Source organism: Mycolicibacterium llatzerense (assembly GCF_000878195.1).
In the GTDB taxonomy this organism is placed as follows: Bacteria; Actinomycetota; Actinomycetes; order Mycobacteriales; family Mycobacteriaceae; genus Mycobacterium; species Mycobacterium llatzerense.
This window is the reverse complement of sequence record NZ_JXST01000012.1, coordinates 1-24579: the sequence shown is the minus strand read 5'-3', so window position 1 is coordinate 24579 and position 24579 is coordinate 1. Positions and strand designations below refer to the sequence as shown.

Sequence of the window (24579 nt, the reverse complement as noted above, 5' to 3'; positions counted from 1 at the left end):
CAATGCTCAGGCAGCGTGCTTGCCGCTGCCTGATTCCGGGGCACGGTGTTTGCCGCCGGTCGACGACGGGGCCCGGTGCCGGCCCGTTCCGGAGCTGTCACCATCTGCCGCAGCAGCTGACGAATCCGCGCTCGCGGCATTGTCTTTCGGCTTCGGGGACTTGGCGCCCTTGGGCTTGCCCGCTTTGCGCTCACCCTTGCCTTTGTCCTTGCCCGCGGCGGTGGGCTTGCCGTTGTCCGACGCGGCACCGTCCTTCGATGCCCCGGCGACCCCGGCTGCTCCGGCGTCCGCGTCGTCGGCGGCGTGCTTGGGTTTGGCCGGTTCTTGGTTCTTCGGTGCCGGTGACTCGGTGGCGGCCGACGGCGTGGTCTCAGTAGCCGTCGTGGTCGTCGTCTGCTTCCCCGTCTCCGCAGCGGTCGGCACGGCCGCGATGGCCGTCGGCGTCTTCGACTTGTTGGCCGTCGCGGTCGGCGCAGTGGCCGCCGTCGGCAGCGCAGTCGGCGCCTTGACCGCTGCGGTGGTGGACGGCAGCGCACCCAGACTCAGCAGGTTTCCGCCCTTGCCGATCAGCGAGATCGCCTGCGAGATGGCGTTGGGCATCGACACCGGGCCGGTGAACGCGTGCTCGAATCCAGTGACCAGTGACGTGAACAGGCGCGGTCCCACCTTCGACCAGTCGATGTTCGGCAGGGTGCCGAACTGCACCGGCGTGGCTGCGGTGCTCAGGGTGCGCAGGTACTGGCCCGACGCTGGATCCCAGTACGCGTCCGAGTACCCCAGGTTCACCAGACTGGTCAGGACCGGCGACAGCGCATTGCCCAACCGGTAGGCGGCGTTCCCGACGGGCGTCAGGCCCATGAGGTTCATCGCGTCACCCGCGAGGTAGACGGGCTCCAGCAGCGGCAGGTGGTTCGCCGCGGCCGTCAGGTAGATGTTGGTGTTGGTCTGGCCACCGTTCTGCAGAGTGGTGACCATCGACTCCAGCTGCGTGATCAGCTGGCCGGCCGTGGTCGCCTGGTCGACGCCGCGCAGGATGTACGTCGGCAGCAGCCCCGCGGCCAGGTTGTTCATCAGTGTCACCGGATTCGCCCAGGCGGCGAAGTCCGACAGCGGCTGGTACTCGACGGTCGCGTCGACCTTCACCGGAACGAGGTTCGCGCCGCCGAGCGCCAGGCCGGTGCTGCCCACTGCCGTTCCGCCGCTACTGGTGATCGCCACGTCCGGGGTGACGGCATTGATGCCCAACAACCGCAACACCGACGAGAACCGTGCCAGCACACCACCATTCGCACGGCCCGCGTTGTTGAGCAGAATCTCCGGCAACAGCGTCAGGCTGCCGGCGATCGACGTGGCACCCGAGTAGTGGAGCCCGCCCGGCTGCGACGACAGCTTGGCCAGCACATCCCGGTACGCCGCACCGGCCGAGAACGCGCCCAGGCCGGTACCCACCACGATCGGGATCCGCACCGACCCGACGTCGATCGACGGGATCGCATTGACGACGCCGAGCACGGCACTGCTCAGCACACCCGTCAGCGCGCTGGACACGGTGCCCGACAGCCCGCTGGTGGCACCGGTGACGACGCTGCCGACCACGCTCGTGACGGTGCTGGACACCGTGGCGTTCACCAGCGTGCTGATGCTCGTCCCGCTGGTCAGGCCCGTGACGAGGCCTCCGATGAGGGGATTGAGCGCATTCACGACCGTGCCCGTCAGGTCGATCGCGCTACCCACCAGCGGGAGGTAACTCAGCCCCAGGTCGCCGACGGCCGTGCTGATGGCAGTGGTCAACGCAGAGGTCAGCGTGCTGGTGCTGCCAACGGTGCCGTCCACGGTGCTGGTCAGGGCGCTGGTCAGGGCGGTCGTCAGCGAGGTGGTGAGCGAATTGGTCAGGGTGCTGGTGAGCGCGCTCGTCAGGATGGGCGTCAGGCTGGTCGCCAGCGCGCCGGTGCCCAGCGCGTTGGTCAGGTTCGTCGCGAGCGCGTTCTTCAGGGTGTCGGTGCCGAGGGTGAGGTACGCCGTGTTGTTGACGCGGTCGGCGATGGCCGTCTCGGTGCCGGGCGTCCAGCCGAGGTCGACGCCCAGCAATCTGGCCAGGGTGAAGGCCGGGCCGGCGGTGGTCACGGAGATCGCATCGCTCTCGACGAGGCTGCCGAGGTTCAGCCCGGCCAGGTTCAGCAGCGAGCCGACGCCGATGTTGCCCGCGGCGTCCTCGAAGCCGGCGGCCTGCAGCAGCGGATTCACCAGATCACCGAGATTGCCGGCGACGATGCCACTGAGCGCGCCGGCGAGGGTGCCGCCGAGACCGTTGGTGAGCGCGCTGCCGGACAGGCTGCCGGTCAGACCGCTGGTGATGCCGGTGGTCAACTGACCGATCAGGTCGGTGGCGACGAGGTTCGCCACCGTGGTGGCGAGGCCGGAGACGTTGACCAGACCCGAGAGGTTCAGCGGTATCCCGAGGACGGGCACCGTGATGGAGAGCCCGCCCAGCATGGTTTGCAAGGGCGCGACCAGTGCGCTCACCAGTCCCGTCTGCAACGTGCTCAGGAAGCTCGTGCCCGTCAGGCCCGACAGGGCGCTGGTCAGCGCGGAGCTGACAGCCGCGCTGATCGCCGAGCTCAGCTGCGACGTCGTCCCGGAGCCCACTTGCGAGGTCAGGCCGGAGACCAGGTCGGGGCTCAGCAGATTCAGCAGCGACGGCACGTTGATGTTGCCGACGTTGGCGTTGAGGACGTCGGTCAGCAGGCTCGGCGGGATCTGCGCCAGCAGCGTCTGCAAGGTGACGGTTGGCGGCCGGCCGAACTGGTTGACCAGCGCCGGCAGGACAGCGTCGACGGTGTGCTGGAACGCCTGGTAGGGCGTGGTGGCCGCCGTCAGGTTCACCGCTTGCTGGCTCTGTGCCAGCAACGCCGTGGGCGTGGGAGCCGGCGCGACGACAGCGGAGGCCGTAGCCGTCGCCGCTGCTAGGCCCAGTAGTGCCAAACGTGGTCCGCGTACGTCGAGTTCGCGATGACTGCCGCCCATGTGCCCCGCCCCGTCCCGCAATATTGACTGCGACGACAGGACGCTAACACCGGCGGAACAGCAATTTCCGCAGAATTGACGGTTGTGTCATATGTCGATATTCGGTGCCACCGGGTCAGCAAACGTGCCGGCGGCCGGCGGGGACTACTGGGGGCAGATCAAGACCCGCTCGTGGAAGTGCCAACTATCGATGTTCACGTATTCGCCGGGGTTGCCCGGGACAGATCCACTCGAATCCAGTTCGGGGATGTAGACCGCGTTGATTCGCGCGCCGAAACCAAAACCGGTGTTGTACTTCACGCCACCGTCCTGCTCGATGGTCCAGTTCACCATGCCATCGGTATACGTGTAGGTCCTGAGGAGCTGAAGGTCCTTGCCGATGCCGAAGCTCTTTTCCCGCTTGAGCACCATCGGCGTGCCATCCACCGGCACACAGCGTTCCGCATGCGCCTGGGGCGCCGGCAATGCCACCAGCCCGGCCATCAGCGCGCCCCCCACCACAACGGCAGCGACTGAATGTTTCACGTGAATCCTCCCCGCAAACCCCACGGTCCCTACTGTAGCCGCGAATTCACTCCGACTCACAGGGTCCGTTCAGCCCAATCGCGCCAGGACCGTCGCGGTCCACCGCCGCAACGCATCCGCCTGCGTTCGGCTCATGCTGTCGAACACCACCGAGCGCACCAACTCGGCGTGCCCTGGCGCAGCAGCCTCGAGCGCGTCCCGCCCGCCCGCGGTGAGGGTGACGACGGCAGCGCGCCGGTCATCCGCGGACCCGGATCGCTCGATCAGACCGCGGGACCGCATGCGCGTCAGCTGGTGGGACACCCGGCTCTGCTCCCACCCCAGATGGGCACCGAGCTCACCCATCCGGCAGTCGGGTAGCTCGCTGAGCGCGACCAGCACGTCGTAGTCAGCCAGCGACAACCCGTGATCGCGCTGCAACTGCCGGTTGAGCTCTGCCTGCAGACGGCCGCTCATCGCCAGATAGCCACGCCAGAGGTCTTGCTGATCGTCGGTGAGCCACATGAAATACATGACACATCATTTATGTTGTGACGTCCAGTAGCGACACCTAAGCTCACCGACAACGACAGGGGACGTAATGACGGACAGCCCGACCGAACTCATTGATATCCGGCGCGCCGCCGACCGCGACGCCACCTGCATCTCGTGGCTGGATTCCAAGCACTCGTTCTCCTTCGGCGGCCACTACGACCCCGACAACACCCACCACGGCCTGCTGTTGGTGAACAACGACGACCGCGTCGCCCCGGGCTCGGGGTTCGAGACCCATCCGCACCGCGACATGGAGATCGTCACCTGGGTGCTGCGCGGGTCGCTCGTCCACCAGGACTCGACCGGCAACTCCGGGGTCATCTACCCCGGGCTGGCCCAACGGATGTCCGCCGGACGCGGCATCCTGCACTCGGAGAAGAACGACTCCTGGCGCCTCACCGGAGCCGAATCACACAGCGAACCCGTGCATTTCGTCCAGATGTGGGTGGTTCCCGACGAGTCCGGCAAGACGCCCGGCTACCAGCAGCTGGAGATCGACGACGAACTGCTGCGCGGAAAGCTGGTCACCATCGCCTCCGGCATGCCCGGCCACTCCAATGACACCGCCATCACCATCGGCCAGCGCAACGCCGCACTGCACGGCGCCCGACTGGAGCCGGGCGACAGTGTCGAACTGCCGTCGGCGAAGTACCTGCACCTGTTCGTGGCACGTGGCGAGGTCGCGCTCGAGGGCGCCGGGCCGCTGCAGGAAGGTGACGCGGTGCGGCTCACCGCGTCGGGCGGGCAGCGCGTCACCGCCACCACGCCGGCCGAGATCCTGGTGTGGGAAATGCACACCGATCTGTCCGGCTCATAGCCCAGCGCAATCGGCCCCGCCCCGGCTCCGGTCGGCGGCGGGGCCAATTACCCTGTCCACCAAGGTGATTCAACCGTCATCGCCCCGTGATGCGGGCGTGACCAAAGTTGACAGAGTGTTTGCTGTGGCTACGCTGAAGGTCGTTGTATCGGACCGGAGGAAGGGCCACAATGTCGTTTCGCGGGCCGAATCCCCGACGCGACACCTTCCGTCGCGCGCGGAAAATCCTCAGGCGCGCAGTGCTTCTGCCCCTGACCGCCGGCCTGGTCGGCTCCATCGGAATACCGGCGGCGCACGCCGCCGACGGCCGCGCTCTGCTGGTCAACGCCATCACCAACTACCGCGGCAGCTTCCTGGTGTACAACTTCGGCGGCGATCACCCCGCACCACTGCTCAACGCCGCGGGCAACTGGTACGAATCGGGCAACGGCGGGCACCTGACCGTCATCAAAGCGGCGTCCCAACGCATGAACCCGCGGCTACTCGTCGACTCCCACCGCGGCATCCAGTCCCGCTGCGAGCGCGATCCCCGCGCCCGCACCGGCGAAGGACTGTTTCAGGCCTCCGAGATCTTCACGCCGCTGGAAGCCTGGCAGGCGCTGGGCCGGCCCACCATCGCGGTGAACGCCAACTTCTTCGACATCCGCGGCCAGCAGGGCGGGTCGTGGACCTCCACGGGATGCAGCTCGCCGCTGGGCGCCTACGTCGACAACACCCGCGGCCAGGGCCGCGCCAACGCCGCGGTCACCGGCACCATCCCCTATGCGGGCAAGCAGGGCCTGTCCGGCGGCAACGAGGTCTGGACCGCGCTGAGCACCATGATCATCCCGTCCGACGGCGCGCCATACGTGATAACTCCCAGCAGCACAAGCGATTTCAACGCCGCGACCGGAGCGATCAACAATCTGGTGAATCAAGGTGCCCGGTTCGTCGCGGTCAGCGGCATCGGCCTGCTGGCCCCCGGCGACACCAGCCAATTGAACGACGGTGGCCCCAGCGCCGCCCGCACGGCACTCGCCTACGTGCGGAGCCGCGACGAGATGTACATCTTCCAGGGCGGCAGCTACACCCCCGACCAGATCCAGGATCTGTTCCGGGCACTCGGCAGCGACACCGCCATCCTCCTGGACGGCGGCGGCTCGTCGGCCATCGTGCTGCGGCGCGACACCGGAGGCCGCTGGGCCGGGTCCGGCACCCCGCGCGGCTCCTGCGACACCCCGGCGGTCCTCTGCGACTCGCGCGAACGCGCACTACCCGGCTGGCTCGGCTTCGCTTGAGGCGTCAGGCGTCAGGCCACTCCACCGGTGCTGCTCTCGGCACCGGAATCAGCCTCGGCGCCAGCACTTTTCGACTGCTGCTCGGGCTTGGGGCTGCAGGCCCGGGACGCCCCGTCTCGACCCGCGGCCTGGCGCGACTCGTCCTGGCCGCCATCCGGCGCCGACACCGACCTGCCGTCATCGGTCTCGAGATCGAACGCTTCCCCGCGTGCCTGCGGATCGGCCTGAGAATCGGCCTCCGGATCGGCCTCGGGCTCTTCTGCCTCGGGCTCGCCATCGGGGTCGGTCTTGGTCTATGCCTGTGGCTGCTGGGCCGGGTGCTGGTCGGCCTCGTCGTTGTTGCCCGCCGACTGTTCGGGGCCGTGGTTCTCGTTCTTCGCGGGCGGGCCACTGACGCCGGCCCAGCCGAGAGACAGCGACGCCGGCTTCGGAGCGGTCGACAGAATCACGGCCGCCGCACTGACGGCGCCGGCGTTCGCCGGCGGCAAGCTGCTCGCCGGACCTATGCGAGACCGACCAGCGTGCCCGGCACGTCATTACGCAGACCACGGCCAGAGAAGCTGCGCACACTCGCCGGATAGGACCGGCGGAGAAACAACGACGCCCGACGTGGATTCACGTCGGGCGTCGTTGTTGCCGTAGGTCAGCCGGCGTGTGCGGCGGAGCCACCGCCGGTGCCGGAGCTCGCCTTCGCGGCGCCATCCTTCTTCTGCCGCTTGGTCTTCGGGCCGTCGGTCTTGTCCGACGTGTCGGCCTTGGTCGCCTTCTCGGACTTGTCCTTGGCGGCCTTCGTGCCCTTGTCGGACTTCGCGGGCTTGTCGGCCTTCTTGTCCTTGCTCGCGGCCGGCGTGCCGTCCGCATCGTCAGCGGCATGCTTCGGCTTCTTGCCGCTGTCCGGCGTGGACGGGGTGCCTTCCTCGGCGGCGTGCTTGCCCGAGGACTCCTCGGTGCCCGTCTTGGTGTCGGACTTCGGATCAGCCTTGGGATCGGCCTTCGGCTCGGTCTTGGTGTCCTCCGCCTTGGGCTCTGCCTTCGGGTCGGTCTTCGGGTCGGTCTTGGGATCTTCGGCCGCAGGCTCGGTGCCGGTCTTGTCCTTCTCGGCTGCCGTCTGTTCGGTGGCCTGCTTGCCGTCCTTCTTGCTGGTGCCGGTGAGCCCGGTGAGGCTGGCAGACAGCGACTGCAGCTTCGGAGTGGTCGAAGGAATGTCGGTCGCGGCTGTCGAGCTGATGACACCCTCCTTCGCCGCCAGCGAGTTGATCGTCGCGCCCTGCGTGAGGCCGCCCACCGTGCCCAGCACGCTCTTGAGCAGGTTCTGCACCGTTCCGGCCAAGCCGCCGAGCGGGTTGAAGCCGTTGAGCTTGCCGCCGGTGAGCAGCTTGAGCAATGCCTCGACCGCGTTGTCCGGCGCATCCGTCGGATTGGCGCTGAAGAATTCCTTCTTGAACCCCGCCACCAGCGAATTCATGATGTCCGCCGGCACCTTCTGCCAGTTGACGTTCGGGAACGAGAAGAACGGCGTCGGGGTGCCGGGGTCGTTCAGGGTGCGGCTGTAGGTGCCGTCCGGGTTGCGCACCACGTCGGTGTAGCCCAGGTTCACCAGGCTGGTCATGGCCGGCGCGAGTGCGTTGGCCAACTTGTAGACGGGGTTGCCCAGCGTGCCGAAGCTGACCATGTTCAGCACGTCGCCGGTCAGGTACATCGGTTCCATCAACGGCAGCGTGTTGGTCGGGATCGTCAGATAGATGTTGACGGCCAACGGATTTCCGGTCAGCAGACCACCGGTGAGGGCGCCGAGCTGAGTGGTCAGCTGGTTGGTCAGCGTGGCGGTCGAGATGCCGCGCAGCAGGTAGGTCGGCAGGGTTCCGGCGACCAGGTTGTTGGCCAGGCTGAACGGGTTGGGCCAGGCCGCCAGGTCCGAGAACGGCTGGTACTCGAGGGTGGCGTCGACCTTGATCGGCAACAGGTTCGCGCCTCCGATGGACAGGCCGGTGTTCAGCAGCGGGATCCCGCCACTGTGCGCGGCCGCGACATCCGGGGTGATGAGGTTGATGCCCAGCAGGTCGCCGAGCGGGTAGAAGCGCGCCAGCAGGCCGCCGTTGGCGCGGCCCAGGTTGTTCAGCAGGATCATCGGCAGGACGGTCAAGCTGCCCAGGACCGGGCTGGCGCCGGCGTGCGTGGTGCCGCCCGGCTGGTTCGACAGGTCTGCCAGCACCTTCGAATACGCCTGGCCCATGGAGAACGCGCCGAGTCCGAAGCCGACGCTGAGCGGCACGCGCACGTCGATGAGGTCCAGCTTGTCCAGGCCGATGGCACCGCCGACGGTGTCGATAGCGAGCTTCAGGGCAGTGACCAGCGGCCCCAGCACCGGAAGTTGCCCGGCTCGGCCCAACACGGTGTCGAGCAGGCCCATGGCGCCGACATCGAGGTACTCGGTGTTGTTGATCTCATTCGCGATCGCGTTGGCGGTGCCCGGGGTCCAGCCCAGGTCCAGACCGGCGATCTTCAGCAGGGTGAACACCGGACCGGCGGTGACGATGTTGACGCCCGGGATCTTCAAGTCGCTCAGGTCGAGGATGTTGTCCAGGTGGATGCCCAGCACGTCCAGCAGGCCGCTGAGGGTCACGTTGCCCTGCGGGTCCATGATGCCCAGCGCACTCAGCAGCGGGACCAGCGCGCCCGTGAGGAGCGGGCCCAGCGCCGCATTGAGCAGCGGCGTCAGCTTGATCGGCAGCGCATCGAGAATCTGGCTCAGCAGATTCTTCGGCAGCTGGTTGATCAGGTTGGTGAGGTTCAGGCCACTGAGACCGCCGATGCCGCTGAGTGCCTGGACCAGTGGCGGGAGCAGCGCTTCGACGCCGCTCTGCGCCAGGTTGTACGCGGCGTTGCCGACGCCGAAGGTGATGTCGGGCAGCACGCCCGGCTTCGGGAACGGCGTGGTGAACGCGGACAGGTTGACGGCCGAGTGCGACGACGGCACCACCCTGGGGGCCGGCGGGTTCGGTACCGACGCCGTGACCGTCATCGCGGTAACTGTTGCGGCAGTCACCCCCAGCAATGCCGCCCGCTTTGCTTGAACACGCCCAGCCAGATGCGTAACAGCCATTTGCCCCGTCCCCTCAGCCGCCACAATCGGTTATCAACCGGACGGTAACATTAATGCATCGCAGCTCCAACACCCGCCTTGACCTGCCGCTTTCCCAAATCTGGCAAACAGGCGAACGGAGCCCGCACCGCCAGGTGAACACCGGGCAGTCAGCTAATTTTCGCTTCGGGAAAATAGTTTGCTGACTGATTTGTAACGGGCCTTTCCGTCAGGGCCTCGCCGTGGCAAATATTGACGCGAGCCGTCACTGTGACAGACGCCCGCCGCAGGTCCGAACGTGATTCAGGCCATAGTCGATGCGCGGGCAGCGGCCGTCGCCTGCCTTCGCCACGAGGCGAAGATGGCCGGTTCACAGTGTGCTGACAGGCAGTGCGCACCCACCCAGGCAAACACGCCCAACAAGGCCCGCCACTACAGCTGCGGCGTCAGATCCAATTTGGTCAGGGCACTCATCTGACTGACCTTCCAATCGGCGCCGGAACGCTTCAAGCTCAGTCGGTACGACAAGTACCGCAGCGAGGGGATGCCCTTGGTCAGCGGGCTGGTCGCGACCGAGTTGGTGTAGACGATGGCGGTCGCCTCATTTGCACCGATACTTTCCACCGCTGTGCCCATCACCTTGGTCTGGTTGGTGACCTGAGCCTGCTTGTTGCTCGCGACGATCGAATCGACGAACTTGCGGTACTCCTCGGCGAAGCCGCCGGTCAGGTACTGCTGCGCCCGGTCCGCCAGCTTGTCCATGTCGTTCGGCGAGTACGACCACAGCGTGGTCACCGCCGCGGCCGCGGTCTTGGCGACCTCGAACTTGTTCTGCACCAGGGCACGATCGGCCAGATACGGCTGTACCGCGGCACCCGCGAACGCCGTGGCGCCGACGAACAACGCCGCCGCCACCACACCCGCAGCCAGCAGCCTGCGCCCGGCAGGACGGTGCGGCACCAGCACCACCGGGGCCGTTTCGGCCTCGTCCGCCGCTACCTCGTCAACCGTCTCGGTTGCCGAATCATCCTGGACGGCAGCATCTTCCGTCTTTTCGTCAGCCTCGTCAGCCACCTCTGCCGAGGCATCGGTGTCGTCGGCGGCGGCGTCCGCAGGCGCGGTGTCGGCGGTCTGATGCCGGGGCAGGCGATGCCGGCGCCGGGCAGCCTTGCCCTGCGGCGCGTCGGCCGTCCCCTGCGGAGCGTCGGCCACAGACTCCCCGGGGGTCACATCACCGGATTCATGCGGCTGATCTTCCACTGCTGCCCTTCCTGCGTAGCCGTTACCACCCAACGCGATCCGCTTTCCACGGTCGCGTTGCCGTCCGGCGTCGTCGTCGTCAGCTTCATCGCGATCAGCACGTCAGCGCTGCCGTCGTCATTCCACCGTTGCACACCCGCGTCTTCGACGGCCCCTTCTGCAGGCTGCGCACGCGCCACCTGCATCAGGATCTGGTCGTGCTTGTCCTTGAACTGCTTGGCGAAGTCGCCGGTGGCCTGCCCCGCGATGCGTTCGACGTAGGCGTTGGCGTGGAACGGGTCGACCGCGGTGAAGCCCTTCATGAACTCCTCCACGTAACCCAGCACGGCCGCCGACTTTGCCTGACTCGCCACGTCCTTCTCGTGCTCGACCACCAGGTAAGTGCTCGCCGCGATCGCGGCGATCACCAAAACCGTTGTGACGCAGGCAATGACAGTCAGCACCAGCCGACTGGGCGCAGCCGCCACGGCCTTGAAGTAGTCCCCGGCGACGAAACGCTCGGCGGCATCGATCCTGCGGCGCGGGCTCATCAGCGTCCTCCCCGCGGACTCTTGAGGACCGTCAGATTCGACAGCAGCCATTTGCCGTCACGCGACTTCACGAAGTCGACCCGCACGGTGGCGGTGATGAACCGGAGCGAGTTGGTGTCGACGCCGCGCTGGCCCTGCAGCGCGAGCAGCATCGACGCCTGGTCTGTACCGGCGCTCAGGATCGCGCTGCTCACCGCGTAGTACTGATTGGTCGTCGGCTTCTTGCTCACCGTCTGCTGCTGCTTGACCAGCTGGTCGCGGTAGCCGTCGGTGACCAAGGCCTGGGCGGTCTTGAAGTCGTTCTGATACGTATCGACGCCGTAGCTCAGGACGTGCTCGACGATCCTGGGGCCCTGCTCTGAAATCTGGTGCCGCGCCTCGTTGACCGCGCGATCGTGCCGGAACTGCACGCCGTAACTCAGCCCCACCGCCGCCACACAGACCAGCGCGCCGGCCACGAGCACCTGCCCCGCCCGCCGACCGGTGTCGCGCTCGGGAGCCGGCGCAACGCGAACTTCGGTGTGCAGCAACAGATCTGCGAACGTGCGGTGCCGCGGATCCCACAGCGGCCACAGCCAACCCAGCAGCACCGCGACGGTGTCCAGCAGATGCGCGAGGTCCCGCACAATGAGCCGGCCCATACCCGCGGGGACGCCGTCGGGGACCCGCTCCACCCGGATCGAGAACAGCGAACGGCCCAGGCTCCACCCCGTCATCGACGGCAGCAGCCACCGGTTCACCAGGATCGCGGCCGCCGCCAGGGTCGCCACCGAGGCGTACACCCACAGCGTCCAGTCAGCCCGAGCGGCATAGCCCAGCAGCGCCATCACGGCGATGACCGCCACGCCCAGCACGACGTCCAGAGTGAAGGCACCGGCCCGCGCCGGCCAAGAGGCCAACTCCGGGACCGGTTCGAACTCGGACTCGGCGCTCACTGACTCGGTACTCGTCGTCTCGTGACCAACCGTCACGAGGTGACCTGGTCGAGCTTGGCCACCTTGTACTTCCCGTCGACCGGCGCCATCTGCGCCCGCATCCGGTAGCCGACTTCCTTGTCCTTCTCGGCGCTGTTGCTGATCTTCACGCGGACCGCCACCAGGACGTCCATGGATCCGTCGTCGTTGTGCTTCTCGACGGCGGCCCGCATCTGCGAGATCTGCACCTGCACGTTGGCGGCCTTGTACGCCTCCAGCGTGATGCCACTCATGAACGAGGCCTGCGTCGCGTACGCACCGGTGGCGCACTCGATGATCTTCGTCTGGGCAGCGATCATCGCCGACGTGTCCGGGGCCTGGGTGGCCGTCACGCAGTCCTTGGCCGCAGCGATCGCGGCCGTCTCGTTCGCCGCGAGCGTTTGACTCTCCCGATGCGACTTGAGCGCGAACCAGCCGCCCGCGCCAACTGCGGCAGCGAGGGCAACGAGCACCACGCACACCGTCAGGGCAATGCCCCGCCCGATCCGGGCGGGGCGCTGTGCACCCTCTGATTCGCCGGTTACACCCGGCTCCTCGATCGATTCCTCGGCAGACGGCTCTGTCGTCACCACGTCCTGCGACGTGACGTCCTGCTCATCGGTGGGGTTCAGCTGGCTGGTGCCAGCATCTCCTTCCATCCGTCGTCTCCTGGGTTGCTCGAGTTACTGACCGAATACTTCACACCATTCGGTCCGACCACTTGACCGCTCTGCGGGTTGTAGGTGGCCTCTGGTCCTGCTGCCGGAGTGTAGAGGCACTTGTTGGGTTGCTGCCCGCTGCACTCCACTGTGCCCTGGCCCGGTGCACTGATCGGGTCACTGGACGGAGCCGACGCCCGCTCCGGGGGCGGCAGCATGTTGGCCGGCAACGGGTTCATCCCGTTGTTGATCGACGGTGCCGGGATCACCTTGCCCGGATCGACGGGCTGATCACAGCGCGCGGCCGGGGCCGGGCAGTTCACGATCTGGTCCGGGTTGCCGTACCAGGGGTTGGTGCCCAGCGGCTCGTACGGCTTGTTGTCGCGGCACTCCATCGGGCTCGCCGCGCGCTTGGCCGGTGCATCCACACACGGCAGGTTGCGCGAGCCGCGGACCGTGTTCTGAGCGTCCTTCGGAATCTTGCAGTACAGGCCAGATTCCAGCGGCGCGGTCGACGTGTCCGCCGGGGAACGCCACTTGCCTGCAGGCAGGAAGCCGGTGAGGCACGGCGGCGGCTGGTTGATGCCGAGCGCCAGGTTGATCGGGAGTTCCTTCTCGTAGACCGCGGTCAGCGAGTCGACGATCGGACCTGCCATCGGCAACACCACGAGGACCTGCTCGAGGCCCTTGTTGTACCGCTTCAGCATGTCCAGGACGATCTCGACGTTGGCCAGCGACTGCGGTAACGCGTCCCGAACCTCGCCGAACACCGAGTTGAGCTGATCCGCCGTCGGGGCGCCCTGCTGGATGGCGCCACGCAGCGCCGCGTCCTGCTGGGCCGACTGCCCGGCCAGCACGTTCAGGTTCCGGGCCCACCGCGAGATGGCGTCACCGGACTTGACCTGGCTGTCGAGGATCGGCGCCGAGTTCTGGATGATGTCGTCGACCGAACCGATGTTGTCCTTGAAGTCCCCCGCCAGCGCCTGGGTGCCATCGATGAGGTGCTGCAGTGACGGACCGAGCCCGCCGACGGCCTCCGCGGTGTAGTCGAGCAGTGCCCCGATCTTCTCCTTGGGCAGCGCCTTCAGGCCGTTCTCGGCCGAGTCGAGTGCCGGACCGACTTCCTTGGGCACAGTGCCCTTGGTGATGGTCTGGCCTTCCTTGAACACCTGGCTGGGGTTACCGGGCGACACCAGGTCGATGAACTGCTCACCGACCGCCGACACCGAGTGGACGTTCGCGACCGAGTCCACCGGAATCTTGTACTTGTCGTCGATGTCCATCTTGATGCGGGCGCCGGTCTCCGTCGGCTCCACCGCCAGCACCTTGCCGATCGTGATGCCCTGGTAGGTGACGTTGGCCGTCTTGTACAGACCGGCCGAGTTCGGCAGGTCGGCGTACAGCCGGTACATGCCCACCCCGAGGTAGGTCGGCAACTGCAGGTAGATCAGGGACAGGCCGACGAGCGCGGCCACCGTGAGAATGCTGAAGATCACCAACTGCATCTTCAGAAACCGGGTGAGCATCGGTCACTCCCCCCTTTCCACTCGCGGCCCGCCCGGCGCGGTGGCCGGGTTCGGGGTGAATCGGACATCCGGGATCATCGTCGCCGGATCGCGGCCCCACGACTGTTCCAGAGCGCGGGCCATACCCGACAGGCCGGTGCCGGTCAGGATGCCGTTGTCGATCGCGCTCAGCGTCAGGTCGAGGTGCAGCGAGATGTTCATGTAGTCGCCGCGGATGACCTTCGGGATGTTGTCGATCGGGAACGGGAGCGTGAACAGCAGCTTCATGGCCGGCACCAGGTTCGGTGACGTCTTGGCGATCTGCTTGAGCGCCCGCTGCAACGTCGCCAGGTTGGTGTGGATGTTGGCGTTGCTGTTCGACAGCGTCGTGTCAGCGGCCTTCGACAACCGGCCCAGCGCCAGCACCGCGTTGGTGAACAGGTCCTGGGTCTTGTTGAAGTGCTCGATCAGCGGCGGCGTCTCGGTCAGCACCCGGTCCAGGGTGTCGTTGCGGTCCGCCACGACCTTCAGCAGCGTGTCACTCGACCGGATCGCCCGCGCGATGTCGTCACGCTGCTGGTTGAGCTCGTCGGTGAAGGTGTCCAACCGGTGCAGGAACTCTTTGATCTGATCCGCGCGCCCGTTGAGGATGTTGTAGACCTCGGACTGGATCTTCTCGATGTTCGGCACACCGCCGCCGGTCAGGATGCCGGAGATACCCGCCAGCGTCCGCTCGATGGTCGGGAAGGCCGACGAGTTCTTCAGCTCGATGGTGTCGCCGTTTTTCAGCTGCTGCGACGACGGGTTCGCCGGCTCGTCCAACTCGACGTGCTGTGAACCCAGCAAGCTGGTCTGACCGATCTTCGCCTGGACGTTGCGCGGCAGGTGGATGCCGGGGTTCAGATCCACCGTCAAGGTGGGAACCCAGTTCTTCAGCTCGATCGACCGGACGCGCCCGATGAACACGTCCGCCACCCGGACTCGGCTGTTGGCGTTGAGGCCCAACGTTTCCGGCATCTGGATGTAGATCGTCGAGTGGCCGTCCACCGTGCCCGGACCACCGGGCAGCGGCACGTTGGCGATGCCGCGCCAGCCGCAGGAGCTGAGCACCAGCGCCGCGGCCGACAACACACCGACCCGGCGGGCGTTACGCGCCCACCCGCGGCGGTGCCGCGAAGATGCCGAGGGCGACTTCGTCCTCATGGACGCGGTCATCATTGGCCTCCAACTTCGGCAGGAAGGACGGGTCCGGCCGGCGCGGGCGCCGGTCCCGGGGCAGGCCCAGGTGCCATGGCACTCATCGGGCTCGGATCGTTACCCGGTCGCGGCGGTGAGACCGGTCCCGGCTGCGGGTACCACGGCGGGGGCAGTGGACTGCTCTCGTTGTAGGCATCCGGCGGACCCGCCATGTTGACGCCACCGGTCGGCGGAATGATGTCCGGCCCACCCATGAGCTCACTCAGCGACTCCGGGGTCAGCAGGTCCTGGGTCGACTGCCCGACCTTCAGCCCCTGCATACCGGGAGCGGTGATCCAGCCCGCCTCGTGCTGACCGTGCGACCACGGGGTGTCCCGCGAGAACACACCGGGCACCGTGGTGTCCTTGAACCCGCCCGGAGGCTGCAGACGCGGCTCCGAGTAGGTGACCAGCTTCGGCAGCGTCATGGCGGTCGTCGCCATGTTGATGCCGAACGGCAGGTAGTTGAACTTGATCGCGTCCATGACCGGCGCCAGGTACTGCGCGCACAGTTCGGCGGAGTCCTGGTAGCCCAACCGGCTGCCGGCCTGGATCGAGCTGCAGATGAACTGCAGCGGGTTCGAGTAGTTCGTGATGCCCGGGAGGACACCGGAGGCGATCAGACCGCCGGTGGCCGGCGAGTAGATGTTCTCGAGGTTGGCCAGGAAGTTCGGGTAGGCGTGCAGCGCCCGCTCCAGACCGTCCCGCGGCTCCGGCTGCAGGATGGCCGTCGTCGCCTCGGACACGTTGTTGATGTCGTGCGCGAGGACGCTGCCATTCTTGTCCAGGAAGGTGCGGGTCGTCGCCATCACCTTGTTCAGGTCCTTGAGCGCGGTGGCCAGTTCCTGGTCGGTGTTGGTGAACTTGTTGGTGAACGAGGCCAGATCGTTGTTCAGCGAGACGAACTGCTGGTCGCTCTTGTGCAGGGCGTTGACGAAGACCGCCAGGCTCTTGATCACCTGGATGAAGTCACCGCGGCCCTGGTTGAGGGTGTTCACCGCATCAGAGAGGCCCTTGAGGGTCTTGTTGATCTGCGCGCCCTTGCCCTCGAAACCGTTGGCGAACGACTCGATGATGTCGCCGAACGGACCCTTGGGCTGTTCCTTGGTCGGACCGAGCTCGGCCAGGATGCGGGTCAGCTGGTTGCGCAGCTCGTCGTACTCGATCGGAATCTGGGTGCGCTCGATCGGGATGACGGCGCCGTCCTCCATGACCGGCCCACCGGTGTACGGCGGGGACAGCTGGATGACACGGGACGCCACCAGGCTCGGGTTCAGCACCGAGGCGGACGCGTTCTGCGGCACCTTGTACTTGTTCGAGTAGTGGAAGACGACCTTCATCTTGCCGTCGTGCGTATCGAGCGTGTCGATGGCGCCGACCTCGACCCCCATGATGAGGATCTTGTCGCCCGGGTAGAGCGCGAGCACCTCAGGGAAGTACGCCGTCACCGTGGTGGTGGTGAGCTTGCGGTACGCCTGCAGGCCGAAGAAACCGGCGAGCACGATCACCACGAGCGCGACGGCACCGCCGATGACGGTCCCCCGAGACAGGTTCGGCTTCTTGATGTTTCGGATGTTGAAAACAGTCGACATCGTGGCGGCCCTATCCTTGCGACCCAGGCGGGAGGAACGGCGGGTTGCCCGGCAGCGGCGCCGTACCAGCCGGTGCTGCGTTGGGACCCGGCCCCGGCGGCGCCGGCGGGGCGATCAGCGGCCCGGGGATCGGAGCGAATCCGGGAGCGATGTCGCTGTCGCCAGGCTGCGGCGTCAGCGGAACCGTCCGGGCACCGACGGGAGCGGGCGGCAACGGCACCGGGGTACCGGGCACGTTCTCTGCCGGTTGTCCCGGGAAGGCGGCCGACGGCACCCCCGGACCGGTGGGCACACCGGCCGGGTTCGGTTGTGACGCAATAACATTCGGCGCGCCGTAGTTGTCGCCGTACGGGTTGTTACCGAACGGGCCGACGGTGAGGTGCGAGCACGGCAACGGATCGGCCGGCGACGGGTCGGCACCGGGTCCCGGGGTGTACGAGCACGGCGAGCCGGGAGGCACCGCGGGGCCGGGGTGCTCCGGTGTGCCTTCGAGCTTGGGCGGAGCCGGCGGCGGCGCACCGTTGGCGAAGCGCTTGCCGTTGGGATCCGGCCACTGGGCCTCGGGCAGGCCGGCGCTGCGCCAGAAGTCTTCGGGGTTCAGTCCGCGCTTCTTGAACGCGGCGTCCACGAACGGCTGCATGAGCTGCGGCGGCAGGATGTTCTCGACCATGACCTTGAAGTACGGGCCCGACGCGATGGCCTCCGACAGCGAGGCCACGAACTTGCCCGCCGATACCAGCGTGTCGGACAGGTCCTGCTTGCGGGCGACGAGGATGTCGCTGATGGTCCGGAGCTGCTCCAGCACGTGGTTGATGTTCGGGTTCTCGTCGATGGTCGCCTGGAGCTGGTTCGACACCTTGGAGACCCGCTCGAGCAACAGGCCGACGGCCTCACCGCGCTGGTTCAGGGCGTGCAGCAGCGTCTGGGCGTTGACCAGCAGTGCGTTGACCTGACCACTGCGGTCGCTGAGGACCGTCGCGATCTTGTTGGCGTTGGCCAGCAGCGACCGGACCTCGTCATCGCGCTTACCGATGGTCTCCGAGAGCTTCTGCACGCCTTCGAGCGCCGCGGTCAGGTGCGGCGACGTCTGGTCGGCGGTCTCGGACAGCACGTTGAGCGAGTCCTTGATCGTCTTGGTGTCCCAGCCCTGCGAGGCACGGGTGACGTCGAAGATCGCGTCGTAGATCTGGTACGGCGTGGACGTCTGGCCGAGTGGCAGGACGCCCCGCGGCGGCAGCTTGTGGCCGCCCTTGGGCTCGATCTCGATGGCCTTGCGGCCAAGGATGGTCTCGGTCTTGATCAGCGCGCGGCTGTCCGAACCGATGGTGTTGGTGCCGATCTGGAAGCCGATGATCACCTTGTCGCGGTCGATGTCCATGGTCTTGACCTGGCCGACATTGACGCCGTCGATGCGGACGAAGTCACCCACGACGAGGCCGCCGGTGTCAGTGAACTGGCCGTAGTACGTCGGCGCCGCGAACAGCATCGGCACGGTGGTGACGGACGCCCCGACCGCGGTGACCAGCGCAACGGCGGCGAGGCCCATCATGCCCCTGCGGACCCGGTCGGATCCCTCTATGGTCCTCACTTCGGCGTGCACCTTCCGGACGGCTGGTTTGTGAGCTTGACCGTGCGCACCGGCCCGCCAGGCTGCAGACCGTTCATCTTCAACTCGATGTCGCAGACGTAGAAGTTGAAGAAGTCGCCGTAGACACCGCCGGAGCGGCCCAGAATCTTCAGCGCCTGCGGCACCTTCTGCAGGGTGTCGTTGAGCTGTTCCTTCTGGTCGACCAGCGACTGCTGCGTGGTCTCGAGGTAGCCGAGCGTGTCGTGCAGCAGCGGGCGGTTGTCGCCCAGCAGGTCACCGAGGGAACCGGCGGCGTTGCTGATGTTGGCGACAGAGTCGGCGATCGGGTCGGAGCGGTTCTTCAGCCCCGTCACCAGCGCCTCGAAGTTCTTCAGCGTGTCGTCGAACTGCTTCTGGTGCTTGACCGTGGTGTTCAGCACCGTGTTGAGGTTCTTGATCACCTCACCGATGGCCTGGTCCTGCTCACCGACGGTCGAGGTGAACTGCGCCGTCTGGTCCAGGATGTTGTTTATGGTGCCGCCCTCGCCCTGGAAGATCGTGACGATCGACGAGGCGATGGTGTTGACCTTCTGCGGATCCAGCGAACGGAACAGCGGCCGGAAGCCACCGACCAGCGCGTCGAGGTCCAAGGCAGGTTCGGTGCGCTCGACCGGGATGGTGCCGCCCGGAGGCAGCACCTGGTTGCTGTCGCCTCGGGTGAGGTCCAGGAACCGGTTGCCGAGCAGATCCTGGTAGCGGATGTGCGCCGAGGTCTTCTGGTACAGCGGAACCGACTTGTCGACGTTGAAGTGCACCCGCACCTTGCCGGCGGGGATCAGCTCGACCTCGGTGACCTTGCCGACCTCGACGCCGAAGGCGCGCACGAACTGATCGGCCTTGAGGCCACTCGTGTTGTCGAAGATCGCGAAGTAGTCGTTGTTCCGGCTGAACCGGAACTGACCGAACACGATGAAGATGCCTGCGGTGAAGGCCAGCAGGACCGCGGAGAAGATGGCGAGTTTGAACGCCGTGCCCTTGATGCTCATGGGTTGATCGTGTTCTCCCCGTCTTGACGACCCCAGACGTATTCGGACGCGAATGGCGAGCCGAGACCGAAGTGGTTGTACGGCGCGATCGACGCGCCAGTGTCCATCACCATGTAGGGCATCGGGAGGATGTCCTTGGTAACCGTCCAGCAACCCGGGCGACCCATCGGACCGCCGGAGGCGTTGATCCGCGGGAGGTTGTCCGGATACACATACTGATTGGCCGCACCGACGAGCTCGGTGTGGGTCACCAGCGAGTAGCCATTGCCACCCAGGCCCTTGGCCGCAGCCGGCGCACCGGCGGCGAAGCCGCGGAACAGGCAGTCGAGCTCAGGGGCGTACTTGTCCAGCACCCGGGCGGTCGGCAGCAGGTCCTGCGCGCCGCGGACCAGGTACGGGCCGCCGCGCTCGAGGATATCGCCACCGGTGTTGCCGAACCCGACCGCCGACATCAGCGCCTGGTCGATGTTGCCCCGCTGATCGTTCAAGGTGCGCTCGGTGGTCACGGCACTCTTGAGGCCGTCCCACAGATCCGGCGACGCCTTCGAATACACCTCGGTCAGGTCGGCGATCGCCTTGGTGTCGTGCCGGAAGGTCGGCATCCGCTGGTTCAGGTCGGCCAGGATCGTGTTGCCGTTGACCAGCGACTGACCGAACTTTTCACCGAGCCCGTCGAGCGCCTGGGCGGCCGCGGTCAGCGTCGCGTTCAGCTTGATCGGGTCGACCTGCTCGGAGATCGCGGTGATGGTCTCGAACAGCGTGTTGAACTCCGTGGTGACGCACGCGGTCGGCGGCGTCGGCGGCGTCGGCGGCGAGCAATTGGACACGTCGACGGTGTCGCCGCCCCGCAGCCGCTGCGACGCCGGGTTCGACGGGGAGGTGAACGAGACGTACTTGTTGCCGAAGGCCGTGGTGGCCAGCAGCTTCACGTCGACGTTCTTGGGCAGCAGGTTGAGGTACTGCGGGTCGATGTTGAGCACCAACCGGGCTTCCGGCGCCTGGCCTGCGTGGCCGACGACCTGGACGTCCTTCACCCGGCCGATCGGCACGCCGTTGTAGGTGGCCTTCGACCCGGGGTCCATCGAGAGCCCCGAGCGCGGAGTCAGCACGTAGAGCTGGGCCTTGGTGTCGAAATATCCACGGAACTGGGCCCAGGTCAGGCTCAGCACCACCGCGGCGACGACCGCCAGAATCACGCCGGCGATCTTGTACGGCGGCGTGCGGTCCTTGTTCAGCGGCGCATGGACCTGGCCCTCGGCAACGGGTGGGGTCGGCATCGATTTCGTCATCGCGTCACACCGTCAGGTTGAAGTTCGGGTCGGTGCCGTAAAGCGCCAACGAGAAGAGCAGGACGACCGTGACGATCGAGATCAGCGAGGTGCGCATCGAGCGTCCCACCGCTTCACCCACGCCGACGGCACCGCCGCTGGCGTAGTAGCCGAAGTAGGCGTGGTTGAGGAGCACGACCACCGACATGATGATCACCTCGAGGAACGACCACATGACGTCGTCCACGCGGAGGAAGGTGTGGAAGTAGTGCTCGTAGGTACCGACTGACTGTCCGTAGAACAGCGTCGTGACCAGCTGGGCAGACAGGAACGACAGCAGGATCGCCATCGCGTACAGCGGCACGATGACGACCATGCCGGCGATCAGCCGGGTCGACACCAGGAAGGACAGGGACTTGACGCCCATGACCTCGAGCGCGTCGACCTCTTCGCTGATGCGCATGGCGCCGAGCTCGGCGGTGGCGCCGGCGCCGACCGTCGCGGCCAGGGCCTGACCGGTCACGACCGGAGCGACGACGCGGATGTTGGCCAGGGCGGCGAAGAAGCCGGTGAAGGCCGCGACACCGATGTTGCCCAGGGAGGCAAAGCCCTGGATGGCGATCAGGGAGCCGGCTGCCAGGGTGACGAAGCCGATGATCGCGACCGTGCCGCCGATGACGGCCATGGCGCCGGTACCCATGCCGACCTCGGCGATGAGGCGCAATACCTCTTTGCGGTAGTAGCGGAACGCGTGCGGAATGTGCCCGACGGCCGAAACCACGAAGACCGCGACGTGGCCCAGGCTGTCGAACAACCGGGCCGGCGCGGCGCCGATTTCGGCGACCTTGGAGAAGGCGCGGGGAAACCGGCCGCGGAGAACTGTCGATGTACTCATATCGCTACCCGGCCTGCGTTCCGAACTTGACACCGATCGTGGTCAGCACCACGTTGACCCCAAACAGCGCGATGACGCAGAGGACCAGCGTCTCGTTCACCGCGGTACCCACACCCTTCGAGCCGCCCGCCACGGTCAGCCCGCGGAAGCAGCCGACCAGGCCGGCGATCAGGCCGAAGATCGTCGCCTTGAGCACCGAGATCACGACCTCGGGGAAGCCCGTCAGCAGCGTCAGCGTCGAGACGTAGGCGCCGGCGTTGACGTTCTGGATGTAGACACCGAAGAAGTAGCCACCGACCAGACCGATGATGATCACCGCGCCGTTGAGCATGAAGGCGACGAACGTGGAGGCGACCACGCGGGGCACCACCAGGCGCTCGATCGGATCGATACCCAGCACCTCCATGGCGTCGATCTCTTCACGCACGGTCCGGGCGCCGAGGTCGGCGCAGATGGCCGTCGACCCCGCGCCGGCGACCACCAGCACCGTCACCAGTGGGCCCAGCTGGGTGACTGCACCCAGGGCGGCACCGGCGCCGGAGACGTCGGCCGCACCGAACTCCGCGAGCAGGATGTTCAGCGTGAAGATGATGAGCACCGTCAGCGGGATGGAGACCGCCAGCGTGGGCAAGAAGGCCACCCGGATCAGGAACCAGCACTGAAGGACGAACTCCTTCCACTGGAAGGGCCGGGAGACCAGCGCCTTGAAGGTCAAGATGCACATCTTGACGAAGCCACCGATCTTGGTGAATGGCTTGTCCAGCTGGTCCTTGAGATAACCGACCAAGGTGTTGTCTGAGGCTGTCACCGATCAGCCATCCCTTCCGGAATACGGCCGTTCCGCGGTTTCACGCGTGGCACGCCCCCTCCTTAGCCCCTAGCACAAACTGAGTGATTTCTGTCTCGCTACTCCCGAGTAGTAAGACGGACCACAGGAGAGTACCCGATACACCGCGTACCTCGTGACCCAACTGAGGGATAATTGCCTTCGGTTTCAGCAAACGCGACATGGGCACATCCGCCCTCCACTCAGGTGGTCGAATTCGTCCGCGTGACGTCACTTGCCACGCTTACGACACACTTGTATCACCGAACCGCTCGCGGAGTTCCGTTTTAAGGACCTTGCCAGAAGGATTTCGTGGCAGTGCGTCGACGATTTCCAGCGCTTTGGGGTGTTTGTACCGCGCCAGTCGTTCGGTCAGGAAATCGTCGAGATCCGCCAGGGTCAGGGCACTTTCGCTCCCGGCGTTCGTATTGGGCGTCACAGCAACGACCGCGACCGGCACCTCACCCCACTTTTCATGCGGGCGTCCGATGACCGCGACTTCGGTAATCGAAGGATGCGCAGCCAGAATGTTCTCTACTTCCGCGCAGTAAATATTTTCGCCGCCGGAAATAATCATGTCCTTTTTACGGTCGACGACCCAGATGTAACCCTCGTCGTCCTGGCGAACCAAGTCTCCGGAATGGAACCAACCGCCGGCGAACGCCTCGGCTGTCGCTTTCGGGTTGTTCCAGTACCCGGCCATGAGAGTTGGGGCCCGGTACACGATCTCCCCAACCTGGCCCACCGGAACGTCGTTCATGTTGTCGTCGACGACGCGGGCGGCGACGGTCGGGATGACCCGTCCGACCGATCCCAGCTTCCGCAGCGCGTCCTGGCTCAGCAGCATGCACGTCACCGGCGACATCTCGGTCTGACCGAACGCAGCAAAGATCTGCGCGCCGGGGAACGTCGACGCCATCTCCCTCAATAGAGTGTCCGACGCCGGCGCGGCACCCCAGGACAAGACGCGCAATTTCACGTCGCGGGGCTGGGCCTGCTGCGCCGCACAGACGGCCTGCCACTGCGCAGGGACCAGGAAGATCGCCGAGACGCTCTCCGCCTCCAGCACGTCGAGCAGGGCACCGGGATCGAACGCGCCGAGCGGGTAGATCACCGTCGGCAGGCCCAACAGCAGGCCGCTGATCATGTTGCCGATGCCGGCGATGTGGAAGAACGGCACACCGATGAAGCCGACGTCGTTGTTGATGTCCGGCGCGATGGTGAACAGGCCCGTCATGCCCTGGCCCATGATGTTGACGTGTGTGAGCACCGCACCCTTCGGATATCCGGTGGTGCCCGAGGTGTACATGATCAGCGCCGGTGAGTCCTCGGGGATGTCAACAGGTGCAGGTGGCGCTCCTTCCTCGGCGAGCACGTCCTCGTAGCCCAGCACGCCGCCGTCGGTCGCGCCCCCGGCGACGATCACGGTGCCCAGCGACGGTTCCAGCTCCCGCACCGCGGTGGCGACCGGGGCGAGCACCTGCTCGGTGATCACGGCCTTCGGGTCGCAGTCCCGGACCAGGTAGGCGATCTCGGGCGGGGTCATGCGGAAGTTGACCGGGACCGCGATGGCGCCAAGGAGGTTGGCGGCCAGGAACGCCTCGACGTATTCGGTGCGGTTCAGCATCAGGATCAGCACGCGGTCACCGAACCCGACCCCTCGACGGCTCAGGGCTCCCGCGAGCTTGGTGACGCGTCGCTCCAGTTCACCCCAGGTGACCGTCTGGCCCACGAACCGCAGCGCGGTCGTCTCCGGCTGCATGAGGGCGTGGCGGGCGAGGTGCGTGGTCCAGTTCTGCCGACGGGCCAGGTAGGGCTGCTCGAGTGCTGCGGATGACACGGTCTGCTCCTGTGTCTCGATCGGCATCGCAGCGGAAATGGAGTGGTCGCGACAAGCGATGCTGATATTTGATCAAATATAGTGTTGCCGCCGTCACAATAGGACGACCGCACCATCCGGACAACCTCCGGGTACCCCCGCCC

20 protein-coding genes are annotated in these 24579 nt (G+C 66.5%); 2 read left to right on the top strand and 18 right to left on the bottom strand.

The window, feature by feature from the left end:
• Positions 1–6: 6 nt before the first annotated feature.
• The 3 genes from TL10_RS29535 to TL10_RS10345 form a co-directional block, all read right to left on the bottom strand.
• On the bottom strand, positions 7–3024 hold the full coding sequence (locus tag TL10_RS29535) for an alpha/beta hydrolase family protein (protein WP_131630716.1): 3018 nt from the start codon (positions 3022–3024) through the stop codon (positions 7–9).
• A 144-nt stretch (positions 3025–3168) separates the two neighbouring features.
• A complete protein-coding gene (locus TL10_RS10350) occupies positions 3169–3573 on the bottom strand; it encodes a hypothetical protein (RefSeq protein WP_131630715.1) in 405 nt (134 codons plus the stop codon).
• A gap of 45 nt (positions 3574–3618) precedes the next feature.
• The gene (locus TL10_RS10345; RefSeq protein ID WP_043985594.1) at positions 3619–4062 is read right to left on the bottom strand and encodes a MarR family winged helix-turn-helix transcriptional regulator; all 444 of its coding nucleotides are present in this window, start codon (positions 4060–4062) and stop codon (positions 3619–3621) included.
• A gap of 67 nt (positions 4063–4129) precedes the next feature.
• On the opposite strand from TL10_RS10345, the gene TL10_RS10340 reads away from it, so the two are divergent.
• The gene (locus tag TL10_RS10340; protein ID WP_043985593.1) at positions 4130–4900 is read left to right on the top strand and encodes a pirin family protein; all 771 of its coding nucleotides are present in this window, start codon (positions 4130–4132) and stop codon (positions 4898–4900) included.
• Between the two features lie 239 nt (positions 4901–5139).
• On the top strand, positions 5140–6177 hold the full coding sequence (locus TL10_RS10335) for a phosphodiester glycosidase family protein (protein ID WP_234711424.1): 1038 nt from the start codon (positions 5140–5142) through the stop codon (positions 6175–6177).
• A gap of 293 nt (positions 6178–6470) precedes the next feature.
• Here the strand turns inward: TL10_RS10335 and TL10_RS10330 are convergent, their stop codons facing one another.
• The 15 genes from TL10_RS10330 to fadD5 form a co-directional block, all read right to left on the bottom strand.
• Positions 6471–6665, bottom strand: coding sequence for a hypothetical protein (locus TL10_RS10330; RefSeq protein ID WP_043985592.1), 195 nt, complete (start codon positions 6663–6665; stop codon positions 6471–6473).
• A gap of 155 nt (positions 6666–6820) precedes the next feature.
• Positions 6821–9199 (bottom strand): hypothetical protein, encoded by a 2379-nt coding sequence (locus TL10_RS10325; protein ID WP_052506375.1) that lies wholly within the window; start codon positions 9197–9199, stop codon positions 6821–6823.
• A gap of 492 nt (positions 9200–9691) precedes the next feature.
• Entirely contained in the window at positions 9692–10519 is an 828-nt protein-coding gene (locus tag TL10_RS10320) for a mammalian cell entry protein (RefSeq protein ID WP_234711423.1), read from the bottom strand.
• Positions 10486–11049, bottom strand: coding sequence for an Rv1363c family protein (locus TL10_RS10315; protein ID WP_043985590.1), 564 nt, complete (start codon positions 11047–11049; stop codon positions 10486–10488). The genes TL10_RS10320 and TL10_RS10315 overlap by 34 nt, the downstream gene beginning before the upstream one ends.
• On the bottom strand, positions 11049–12020 hold the full coding sequence (locus tag TL10_RS10310) for an RDD family protein (protein WP_052506374.1): 972 nt from the start codon (positions 12018–12020) through the stop codon (positions 11049–11051). Before TL10_RS10310 ends, TL10_RS10315 begins: the two co-directional genes overlap by 1 nt.
• Positions 12017–12661: a hypothetical protein gene (locus tag TL10_RS10305; protein WP_043391240.1), complete on the bottom strand. Its 645-nt coding sequence runs from the start codon at positions 12659–12661 to the stop codon at positions 12017–12019. Before TL10_RS10305 ends, TL10_RS10310 begins: the two co-directional genes overlap by 4 nt.
• Positions 12631–14187, bottom strand: coding sequence for a virulence factor Mce family protein (locus TL10_RS10300; RefSeq protein WP_043391243.1), 1557 nt, complete (start codon positions 14185–14187; stop codon positions 12631–12633). Before TL10_RS10300 ends, TL10_RS10305 begins: the two co-directional genes overlap by 31 nt.
• Before the next feature lie 3 nt (positions 14188–14190).
• Positions 14191–15369, bottom strand: coding sequence for a virulence factor Mce family protein (locus TL10_RS10295; RefSeq protein ID WP_043985651.1), 1179 nt, complete (start codon positions 15367–15369; stop codon positions 14191–14193).
• A gap of 11 nt (positions 15370–15380) precedes the next feature.
• On the bottom strand, positions 15381–16994 hold the full coding sequence (locus tag TL10_RS10290) for a virulence factor Mce family protein (RefSeq protein ID WP_043391246.1): 1614 nt from the start codon (positions 16992–16994) through the stop codon (positions 15381–15383).
• A gap of 10 nt (positions 16995–17004) precedes the next feature.
• Complete coding sequence (locus TL10_RS10285) at positions 17005–18582, bottom strand: MCE family protein (RefSeq protein ID WP_192830210.1); 1578 nt, start codon at positions 18580–18582, stop codon at positions 17005–17007.
• On the bottom strand, positions 18579–19607 hold the full coding sequence (locus tag TL10_RS10280; RefSeq protein ID WP_043391252.1) for a virulence factor Mce family protein: 1029 nt from the start codon (positions 19605–19607) through the stop codon (positions 18579–18581). The genes TL10_RS10285 and TL10_RS10280 overlap by 4 nt, the downstream gene beginning before the upstream one ends.
• Positions 19604–20896 (bottom strand): MCE family protein, encoded by a 1293-nt coding sequence (locus TL10_RS10275; protein ID WP_082067911.1) that lies wholly within the window; start codon positions 20894–20896, stop codon positions 19604–19606. Before TL10_RS10275 ends, TL10_RS10280 begins: the two co-directional genes overlap by 4 nt.
• 4 nt (positions 20897–20900) lie before the next feature.
• Positions 20901–21770, bottom strand: a complete 870-nt coding sequence (locus TL10_RS10270) for an MlaE family ABC transporter permease (protein WP_043391254.1) — start codon at positions 21768–21770, stop codon at positions 20901–20903.
• A gap of 4 nt (positions 21771–21774) precedes the next feature.
• Positions 21775–22578 carry an MlaE family ABC transporter permease gene (locus TL10_RS10265; protein ID WP_043391256.1) on the bottom strand — a complete coding sequence of 268 codons (804 nt, stop codon included), beginning with the start codon at positions 22576–22578 and terminating at the stop codon, positions 21775–21777.
• A gap of 262 nt (positions 22579–22840) precedes the next feature.
• Positions 22841–24463, bottom strand: coding sequence for a fatty-acid--CoA ligase FadD5 (gene fadD5, locus TL10_RS10260; RefSeq protein WP_043985588.1), 1623 nt, complete (start codon positions 24461–24463; stop codon positions 22841–22843).
• Positions 24464–24579: the final 116 nt, after the last annotated feature.